At 48.6% G+C, this 10,023-nt stretch carries 7 protein-coding genes; 6 read left to right on the top strand and 1 reads right to left on the bottom strand.

The features are described 5' to 3' along the window. Window positions 1-36: 36 nt before the first annotated feature. The 5 genes from hpsA (at window position 37) to QUA38_RS24580 (ending at window position 8,362) form a co-directional block, all read left to right on the top strand. A complete protein-coding gene (gene hpsA, locus QUA38_RS24560) occupies window positions 37-5,109 on the top strand; it encodes a hormogonium polysaccharide biosynthesis protein HpsA (RefSeq protein WP_333166535.1) in 5,073 nt (1,690 codons plus the stop codon). Between the two features lie 40 nt (window positions 5,110-5,149). Further along, window positions 5,150-5,794, top strand: a complete 645-nt coding sequence (hpsB, locus tag QUA38_RS24565) for a hormogonium polysaccharide secretion pseudopilin HpsB (protein ID WP_333166537.1) — start codon at window positions 5,150-5,152, stop codon at window positions 5,792-5,794. Window positions 5,795-5,858: 64 nt separating this feature from the next. Next, window positions 5,859-6,914 (top strand): hormogonium polysaccharide secretion pseudopilin HpsC, encoded by a 1,056-nt coding sequence (gene hpsC / locus QUA38_RS24570; protein ID WP_333166540.1) that lies wholly within the window; start codon window positions 5,859-5,861, stop codon window positions 6,912-6,914. Between the two features lie 58 nt (window positions 6,915-6,972). Continuing rightward, the gene (locus QUA38_RS24575; RefSeq protein ID WP_333166542.1) at window positions 6,973-7,620 is read left to right on the top strand and encodes a prepilin-type N-terminal cleavage/methylation domain-containing protein; all 648 of its coding nucleotides are present in this window, start codon (window positions 6,973-6,975) and stop codon (window positions 7,618-7,620) included. Between the two features lie 103 nt (window positions 7,621-7,723). Continuing rightward, window positions 7,724-8,362, top strand: coding sequence for a Uma2 family endonuclease (locus QUA38_RS24580; RefSeq protein ID WP_333096552.1), 639 nt, complete (start codon window positions 7,724-7,726; stop codon window positions 8,360-8,362). 159 nt (window positions 8,363-8,521) lie between these two features. Here the strand turns inward: QUA38_RS24580 and QUA38_RS24585 are convergent, their stop codons facing one another. After that, window positions 8,522-9,268 (bottom strand): cobalt-precorrin-6A reductase, encoded by a 747-nt coding sequence (locus QUA38_RS24585; RefSeq protein ID WP_333166544.1) that lies wholly within the window; start codon window positions 9,266-9,268, stop codon window positions 8,522-8,524. 81 nt (window positions 9,269-9,349) lie between these two features. Here QUA38_RS24585 and QUA38_RS24590 point away from each other — a divergent pair. Further along, the coding region (locus tag QUA38_RS24590) for a tetratricopeptide repeat protein (RefSeq protein WP_333166546.1) at window positions 9,350-10,023 on the top strand (674 nt) is incomplete at its 3' end.

Below are 10,023 nucleotides of genomic sequence, written 5' to 3' on the forward strand. Positions count from 1 at the left end.
GCAATACCATCTCTGAAATTATTCAGGAAGGCGTCAATGTTTAAGAGCAAATTATCCAAAGTTATCGTATCCCTGCTGCGGCGGATTGCTGGTGTTACCAGATCCGGTGCGAAGCGGCTGATGAGAGCAATGCTGCAAGCGCTGATGGCTATGGGCCGCAGGGCGAGACTACCGATGGCGGGGTTTGTGCTGCCGACGGTGACGATGGTGTTGCTGGTAGTGATATTGTTGACTGTGGCGATTACGCTGCGATCGTTCGATCGGGCCAATACGGCGCGTAACGTGCGCGTGAACCAGCAGGTGCTGGCGGCCGCCACTCCCGCGCTCGATCGAGCAAAAGCAAAAATTCAGTTTATGCTGCGGGAAGACCCGCAAAGACCGACGGCGACTCCCTCCGATAATGAAATGTACCGGATTATGTCGTCTACTTCTGGTCAGGATAATTATACATTCGGCGATGAAACGCGGCTAAGACTTAAGTATGATCTCGACGGACAAAATGGAGTCGCTGCCCTTGACCCTGCGAAGCTCCCCGATGCCGAAAAAGACGAACAGATAAATACTGGTTGGAGATATCCCGTCGATACGAATAACGACGGCAAATATGACACTTTTACCCTCTACGGCGTATTTTTCCGCAGCCCCCCACGCATTCCATCAGGTGCTAATGCAGGCGAGTTCACGAGGCCAAGAAAACCGCTGGAAGCAAGAACCCCACCGATGTCCCTTGGCGTACTGAAAAAAGGATGTGAGGCGGCAGCAGGTACTATCGCTAGCTTGGTTGGGGATTCCGGTTGGTATCGTATGAACGGTAGACTGTTAAAAAGTTTCTTTGTTTACACGGTTAATGTACCGATTACATCGACGGATATATCAGGCAACGGGTTAGACACCACCAAGTATCAACCGTTCACAGGAACTACCAGCATATCTGCTCTCGAATACCAGCAAGACCAAAGTCGCATTCCCCTCAGCAACAACGCGGTTGTGTACGAAGACGACTTAGAAATATCTCCTGGGCCTGCCGTAAATATCAACGGCCGAATGATTACCAATAGTAATCTTCTTGTGACGGGGCTAAACGCTGATGACAGTTTAAAATTGTATCAAGTTAGCAGCCAGAATTCGTGTTTTTACGAACAAGAAAATAGCAAAATAATTGTGGGTGGTAATGTAGTAAATGGCGGTTCGGGTGATAAGTTTCCTTCTAAAACAGTTCAAGTACACCTGTTTGAAAAGCCGGACCCAATAATAAATCAAAAAATTAGCACGGCATTCACCCCTAAACTAACTGGTCAATCAGTTCAACCATCAAGTACAGCTTTAGACGTACTTTACAACAATGCCGCTTTTCAGGATCGCATCAGTTTGCTAGTGGGGTGGCAGTCTAGGACTAAATCCTCTACTGATGACCCATTGTCAGTCCAGAAGAGACCGACTACCCAGAGCCGGGAGCAAGCACTAGAAAATTATTTTAAACTCACAACCCGAAAAGTTCCCTTTGCTGAAGTGGCATTTGGAGGAAACGGAATTACTGGCTTCGATCCGCTACCACCAGCACCTGCAGCACCAACAGGAAGCTCGCCCATTCTAGGTAGCGGAGAGACTCTACGACCGATCGACGACTGGCACCTTCCGCTTGATGCCTACACTAAACTAAGTCTCAATCTCAACCAGCTAGAAGCAACAAAGATCGATCCAAAAAACCCGATCGAAGAAGAAACATACCTCGGTGATCGCGTGGTTGCAGGCAACAGCTTGCCTAATAAGTGGTGGGACAGCACTAAAAGTGAATTAGTCAGTACAGAGCAACCAGTCGCTGGAAAGTGGAATACCGACGCCACAGACCCAACTCGCACGCGCACTTCGCAGATAACACAGCTCGCTGACGTGGGGGCGACAGACCGAGGCAACGGTTTAGGAGAAAAGAAAGATCCAACAGATCTAAGAGACGGTTTCTGGGAAGCATCAGCAGCCCAAATACCTAAAACAGCAGTTGATGGCATTGGGGGTTTGCGTGTCATCACCAGTGCTGGAGTTTACGATCGCAGAAATTCCTTCCTGCCACCGCCTGTATGGCTTGATGCTGCGGGTACTCCAAAATATGGACGAGCAACAATCAATGACTCCTTGGCTGCCGCAAATACTTATGACGACCCAGCAATGCCGGGTACACAGGAGTTCCCAGTGGTTTGGCCAGATACGATGCCGATGTCGCCCCTGGGAAAGGGGTCTAAAGTCTATAACAATAATGCTGCTGCCGGCAGCTCTCGTGATTCAAATTGGATTGACTTTCCAGGGCCCACAGATGGATCGGGGCTGCCTACCGGAGTAGCTCCTACTACAACATCCCCCGTTGTTGAGATTGCCGCCAAGAATCCCCAATATGCCAAGGGTGATTTGCGGATGCGGGCATCGGCAGTTTATCACTATGCAGAGAAAGGCTACAAGGCTGACGACATTGTTTCACCAGCTCAACCCGTTCAAGAGCCGATCGCCTGCGTCAGCAGCTATTACGACCCCAGCAGCGCTTTGACAGCCCTCAATCTCGACGGGCTAACGAATGTCAGCGGACAGGGAGCACAGTCACCAGCCGTATTAGCAGGGCTACCGGCACTTGGAGGAGCCCAGCCGAAATTCATCGGATCTAACAACGGCATCACCTACCCCGCTCCTACAGCCAGACCAACGGGTGCTTCCACTCCTGGGGCTAACGGCTTGTTGACGGGTGGCGATAATGCAGTTTTGGAGAATCAAGCCAACTTAGTCTTCCCCGACGGTCGCTTTGCCAACGGGCCTTTGCGATCGGCTCTCCAAGTGGCTGACACCCAGCGCACATTGGCACAAAAAGCTGCTATTGATTCAACGCTTTGTGCACTCGACATTCTAAAAGGCGCCACTCCTACCGCTCCCACCGGAAAGATTCCTCACGGGGCAATTCAAGAAGTCGCATTTTTGGATGCCAGAGAAATCAAGGCAGTTGATCGGGACGATCCGAATACCAATGTTAATGAAGCCTTTACGCTGAGCAGTCCTCTCGTACCAGGAGTAGGAAACATAAAACCAGCCAATTTAACAGGAGATTACAATCAGCCCATCGAAGAACGGCAACCCCTAGAAATTCGCGCCACTCAGATTGACTTAGATCAAATTCGGAAGAAACCGATCACTATAAATAGTAGTTATACTACTGTACCAAGCCCGGAGTATTTGCTGCCCAACAGTGGAATAATTTATGCTAGCCGAGATGACGCGCTGCCCGATCGCAGTAAGCGGACAGGCGATGAAGAGACAAGCAAAAGAGTCAGCCCCTCGGACTCTCTGCTCGATCCAACCCGCAAACCCAACGGCATTGTCCTAATCAACGGTAAGGAACTATTCCGCGGCACGAGCCCGGACGTGGGCAGCGTGACAGATGTGGTCAAGCAAAAAGGCTTGATTTTAGTTTCTAATTTGCCGGTTTATATCAAAGGAGAGTTTAATCTTCACACCGGGGGCACTACTGGGCAAGAGTTTGAGCAGCCACTGACAGGTACCTGGACTACAGCTAATTTCTACCAAGATCGGATCAAGCTTAATGCCAGCTTTGCCTGTCGCAAGGGCGACCCCCGACTTACGGCTTGTGGGGGTGACAATTGGCGTCAGGCAACGGTACTAGCAGATGCTGTCAACCTGCTGTCAAAGAATTACCGTTTTGGCTTCCGCAACGAGGGTGACTTTGACCTCAGAAATAATGTCGGCGCTGCTGCTGTATTGCCTCGCAAACAGCAAGGATTTTTCAACAACAACTTTGTCACTAACGGGCTCACCAGCGGGGCATTCTCAATCACTGGCAGTCTTGTTGGGACTGGAGGGCTTATAGACGCAGACTACAAAGCCGTCCCTACTATCCCCCGTAAAACGCTTGATAGTTCTTACTTCACTAACTTCGCCACCCCTGTCCAGCGGCGCGGGAAATTCCCGGAGTATTTGATGGAAGTTTGTATGAAACTTCCTGTTTCTGAATGCAAGGCTGATGACTGGTATGTCGATCCGCTAGCAGTAACGCCAGTAAGGGCAAACACTACGGGCGGGGGTTATGCCCCAGCCGCTAATTTTAAAGCCGGAACAACTGCTACTCTCCCCGATCCAACTTTGCAACGTTTCCCGCGCCGCGTTGCTTTTAAAAGAGACGCTGGTAGTGGTTATGCTCTGACTGGAGGGCCATTAGGAATTACTGCCACCGGGGCTGCGGCTCCTGGTGTTGGTGTTGTAAAAGACAATTCTCTGTGGTTTGCCACGTTACCTGGCGCTTCCATGAGTTACGACGGGACTGCTGGTGTCCCCTTTGCACTCAACACCAATCTCAATGACTGGAATAATCAACCGTTGCCGAATTCCACAAACACTCCTACCAGGCAGCCGCTGCTGATGCCAGTCTTGCAGATCCAAACAGTGACCGAGAATAATGGAACGGGGACAACTCCACCGCAAGGCGGTACCGTTACAGGAACGGGGTGGATAACGCGAGCCGTTGACACAAAATATAATTTAATCATCGGCTCCGGGGATATTCCTTCGCGAAAGCTCGACAGCAGTACCGGTGAATTTAACGGTGGCTTGCAAAACTTTCCCCGCTTCTTGGAGAGCTGGCATGACGGCACAAACAACATTAAGGTGGATATTCAGGGTGCTTTCGTCCAACTAAACCGCAGCGCCTACAGCACCGGCCCCTATCAGCCGATTTTGCCAGCGAGCTCTCCGCCGAGGGCAGTTGCAGCAAGGACTCTAAAAAGTCTTTTCGCTCCCCCAACGAGTCCTACAGTTACCTATACACCTCCCGTAGCTGACATAGCCACAAACTCGCCCGGATACAAAATTGAGGGTCTAGGTCTCATTCCCTTCTTCAGACCGCCAGCTCGGGATTGGGGTTATGACGTGGGTATGCTATCTCAGCCACCTGACTTGTTTACCCAAAGGTTCACTACTCCTCCGAGAAAGACTGAGCCGGCCGAGTATTTCCGGGAAGTACCTCGCAATGACGAGTGGGTAACAACTTTGATGTGCGGAGTTACCGATGATGGCGGTGCTGCTGCCACTTCTAGTCGTCCCTCAAACTGCCCGACTTAACCCTCTAACTTTCCGCCGCGCAATTACTGGAGTCCTATTTATGACTAAGCGACAACAACAACAAGATTTATCCCAGTCACGAGATGGTGGCTACACGATTATCGAGTCATTGGTAGCGATGATTGTAGTTTCGGTGCTGATGATTGCGATCGCCCCCGTGATGGCTTTCTCAGTAGCGACTCGCGTACAAGCGCGGCGGACGGAACTGGCCACACAGGCGGCGAGAACTTACATCGACGCTCTCAGGACGGGGGCTATAAAACCAGCAGATGTACAAGGCTTCCCTATCCCAGTCACCAACCAAAATAATAATGTGGCAGATGCTATTGCTCCGCCAGACTCCACCAAATTATATCCCATGGACATGGATGGGGGAGGTTTTAGCGCTACCAGCAGCACAGACTTTTACGTTCAAGGTGCTTGGCGAAATCCATCAAATCCCCCCGATCCCACAAAAACGGGCTACGAGTTAATGGTGCGGGTTTACAGGGCCGATTCTTTTGCATCGGGCGTTACTTTAAAGCAGAACCCAAAGAGTGAGAAAAAGCAATCTGTGGTGGGGGGTTTGGGCGATCGTACCATGCCGGTAGTAGAAATGACTACACAAATTCCCCGTACTACAGGAGAGACCTCCGCGTATGAATCGTTGTGCGCTCGACTCAAAGGCACAAAGGGCTGTCAGTAATCATCAAAGTCCCCGTTATTAAATTTAAAATCCCTCCCCCCATTTGGCAAAGGAAACAGTCAAAATGAAAACTTTACTCAGGTTGCTTCTAAAAAGTCAGCACCAGCAAAACCGCTCCGGTCCAGCTCAAACAGAAAAGGGCATGACTCTGGTTGAGCTATTAGTCGGAGCAATTATGGCGTTTTTAATCATTACGCCGATGCTCGGTTTTGTAGTCGATATGCTGAATACTGACAGGAGGGAACAAGTCAAGTCAAACACCGAGCAAGACCTTCAGGCGGCCGTTGATTTCATCGCCCAAGATTTGAGTCAAGCTATTTATATTTACGATCAGGCGGGAATCACTGCTCCCACTGTGAAACTTCCTCCTCCTCCTACAAATACCACAGGGACTCCAATTTTAGTATTCTGGAAGCGACAGCAAATTAAAAATGCTGTTCCTATTAATTCGACTGTTAGTGCAAAAACACCAAGCGCTTGCCCACCTAACGGTAGTGAGTGCAACGACACTTATGTACTATCATTAGTTGTCTACTACCAGGTTAGAGATATTGCACCTAACCCTACTTGGTGTCAGCCTTTAGGAGGCGGAGGCACTTGTCCTACTCGTATTGCTCGCTATGAAATTAGGGATGGAGTGAAAAACCCAAATTCATCCAATCCCACCAATCCTTACTACAGTCTTACTGACGCAGACGAATATGCACCAGATGCAGCTTTTGAGCCAAGTTTTGACATTAGTAAGCCCCTAGTAAATGTTACGAAAGGAGCCGGTTTTAAAGATGCTCAAGTATTGGTTAATTACATTGACCACAGCCAGCTAACAGGAATACCAATTAACCCAGCCGAATGCCAGACCGCTCTTGGCAATCCCAAGGATACAACAGGAGTCACGCCCACAGATATCCCAGAAACAACGCTAAGAATACCCCCGGCGCCTCCCGACATCGTAAAGAGCTTTTACGCTTGTGTTGATACATCTAAAAACATAGCCCGAGTTACGCTCAGAGGAAACAGCCTCCGCCGCATTCAAACCGATGCTAATTATGATGCCAGTAGATCGGCATATTTCCCAACAGCAAGCGTGCAAGTACAAGGTTTAGGCGCGTTAGGAAAATAATTGATTTCTGAAACACATTTCCAAATCGCCACCCGCCGATACACAATAGGAAAATACCATGAAAACCCCACCAATATTATTAAAACTTTTGCATAAGTGTGCTGCCAAGCCCAGCCCTAATTTCCACAAAACTGCATCCAGAAAAGATGATGGAGGATTCACCCTTCTAGAAGTGCTGGTGATAGCGTTAATCGTAGGTATATTAAGCTCGATCGCCGCTCCAAGCTGGTTGGCATTCATCAACAGACAAAGAGTTCGCACTGTCAACGATCGCGTTTTCCAATCATTACGACTGGCACAAAGCGAAGCAAAGCGAACTAAGCGCGAGGTCACAGTTACATTTGACGCATCTGCTGACCCACCAACAGTTACGTTTAATCCCGCATTAGCTACGGGTGGTAGTACGCAGCAGTTAAATGCTGGAGGCGAAATCAAAAAAGGACAGATTAAACCTCTTTCTGTTGGTAATAGCTGTCTTAATGGTGTATGCACGAAGGATGTTAATCAACAAATTATTTTTAGTTATAACGGTATAGTCGATCCAAACAATTCAAACAATCCAAAATTACCTTTTGTGGTAACAGTTGCTCCTGCTGGCGGCGGTACAAACCAGTGCGTAATTGTGGAAACTCTCTTAGGAGGAATGCGAACTGCTGAGGGAAAATACGATACTACTAAAAAAGAGGGTTGTCCAGCAGTCCCCTAAATATTTTGTAATTCCTAACAGCAATTCCGCATGAGTTAGGAATTGCTAAAATATATTAACATAAATTATTTTATATTTCAAATTCTATTAAAACCGTCAAAAAATGCAGCTAGAACTAAAACAAATAATCATCCAGCCAGGAAATCAACTATTACTCAAAGATATAACCTGGTCAATGTTTGAAACCCTACTAACAGAATTGGGAGAAAGTCGCGCATCCCGACTTTCATACAGCAAGGGAACATTAGAAATCATGGTTCCCCTACCCGAACACGAAGTTGGCAAAGTCCTGATTGGTAACTTAGTCGAAGCACTACTCGAAGAACTTGGTATGGAATTTTGGTCTCTAGGTTCCACTACATTCAAAAATCAAAAAATGGCTCAAGGAGTAGAACCAGATACCTGTTTTTACATCCAAAACGAAGCCGCAGTCAGAGGCAAAAGCCGCATCGACTTAGAAACAGACCCACCTCCCGATTTAGCCATAGAAATCGACCTCACCTCCCGCACTCAGTTCAACAACTACGAAGCATTAGGAGTTCCCGAATTGTGGCGCTACAACGGCCACAACCTGCAAATCAGCGTACTGCAAGATGGAAAATACATACAGTGCGATCGCAGTCTCCAGTTTCCCAACTTCCCCATCACCGAGCTCATCCCCCAATATTTAGAACAAAGCAAAACAGCCGGCAGAAACGTCGCCATGAAAGCCTTTCGATCTTGGGTAAAAGCGCAAATTTAACGGGGCGATGACAAAATTGCTGTAGGGAAACCGCACTACCGTTCCCTGATATCATTTCCGGTAACACCGGAATGATGTTGACTGTTGACGGTTGACTGTTCGCTGTCAACAGTCAACCGTCAACTCGAATTTACTATTCCAATGCTAACGAATTTGATATCATAACTGCTTAACTAACCAAGCGATCGCCCCTTCAACATCAGCAACCTGCTCAACATCCGCAATCGGCGGCCGCTGCACCATCACCACGGGAATTCCCAGTTCCCTAGCCGCAACAATTTTCGCATAAGTAGCACCGCCCCCGCTGTTTTTACTAACAATTGTATCAATATGATATTCTAATAATAATTGGCGCTCATCTTCCAAAGAAAAAGGCCCCCTTGCTAATAACAATTTACCATTAGGAATAGGAGTATTTAGTGCCGGAGGATCGATCGCCCGCATCAAAAACCAAATAGCATCCAAACCAGCAAAAGCAGCCAATTCCTGCCTACCAATCGTCAGAAACACCCGCTGAGACAGCCCTAATAAAGCCCTTGCAGCCTCCGAGTGGCCGGCAACATCAATCCAGCGATCGCCCTCCACCCTCTCCCAAGCTGGACGCACCAGCATCAAATAGGGCACATTACATTCAGCAGCAGCAACAGCAGCATTAGCAGAAATCTGAGCCGCAAACGGATGAGTAGCATCAATCAAAAAGTCGATCGGGCGATCGAGCAAAAACGCCGCCAGCCCAGCCGCCCCACCAAACCCCCCAATTCGCACCGAACCCGTTTTTGGAGTAAAAGGCTGTTGAGTGCGTCCTGCTAGCGAAGATACCACCTCAATTTCAGCAATTTGAGACGCTCTGACCGCCAGTTCAGCAGCATCCCCCGTCCCGCCCAAAATCAGCAACCGTTTTTTCACCAAATTCTCCCTAACTTATCCAAGCAACCCCGGCAAATTCGGTTAATAATATGTTTAGCAAAGTTTAAACTACCAACAACAATGATTCGCTCACTTTTCACATTTTTTACAGTATTAATTGTAACCGGGTTAGTATGGTTAGGAAATATCGCCCCCGTTGCCGCACAAGTACAACCAACAGATATCACCGATCCCCAACAGGAATTGGGAGAACTCGTTCAAAAAGCTTTTGAAGCTACAAATGAAGGCAAATTTCCCGCCGCAGAAACTTTTTGGACTCAAATCATTGACAAATTTCCCTCAGAAGCCGCCGCTTGGAGTAACCGAGGCAATTCTAGAGTCAGCCAAAACAAACTACAAGCCGCTATTACCGACTACGAAAGAGCGATCGAGCTAGCACCCGACGCCCCCGATCCCTACCTCAACCGCGGCACCGCCTTAGAAGGTTTAGGACGCTGGGAAGAAGCGATCGCCGACTACAATCATGTACTAGAATTAGACTCCCAAGATCCAGCCGCCTACAACAACCGAGGCAACGCCGAAGCAGGTTTAGGAAAATGGGAACAAGCAATTGCCGACTACAGCAAAGCCTTTGAACTAGCCCCCGAATACGCCTTTGCCCGCGCCAACCACGCCCTCGCACTTTATCAAAACGGGCAAACCAAAGAAGCAATTCGCAACATGAAAAACATCGTCCGCAGATACCCCCAATTTGCCGACATGAGAGCCGCCCTCAGCGCCTGTCTTTGGGAAGC

This window comes from Microcoleus sp. Pol12B4 (genome assembly GCF_036701385.1).
GTDB lineage: Bacteria > Cyanobacteriota > Cyanobacteriia > Cyanobacteriales > Microcoleaceae > Microcoleus.